The organism is Shewanella electrica (assembly GCF_022321485.1).
GTDB classification, from domain to species: domain Bacteria; phylum Pseudomonadota; class Gammaproteobacteria; order Enterobacterales; family Shewanellaceae; genus Shewanella; species Shewanella electrica.
In genome coordinates this window covers 1-274 of sequence record NZ_JAKOGG010000248.1, presented here as the reverse complement: position 1 = coordinate 274, position 274 = coordinate 1, and the positions used below count along the sequence as shown (strand labels likewise).

At 41.6% G+C, this 274-nt stretch carries 1 pseudogene; it reads right to left on the bottom strand.

Annotation, left to right across the window (positions count from 1 at the left end):
- A pseudogene (locus L9G74_RS24125) lies at nucleotides 1-274 on the bottom strand (hypothetical protein); the annotation flags it as partial.

Sequence of the window (274 nt, the reverse complement as noted above, 5' to 3'; positions counted from 1 at the left end):
GTGCAGGTTGTCCACTGCTGTAATTAAACTTAATACCCCAATCATATTCAGGTCCGCCAGGATTATGGCTTGCACTCATAATAAATCCACCATTTGCCTTTCTCTTTCTTATAACAGCAGAAACGGCTGGTGTTGACAAAATACCTTCCTTTCCAACCAGAATTTTTCCAACACCATTTCCAGCAGCAATTTTGATTATTATCTGTGCAGCTTCCTGATTAAAGTATCGACCATCACCTCCCAACACCAACAAACCATTCTTGTAGTCCTCCGG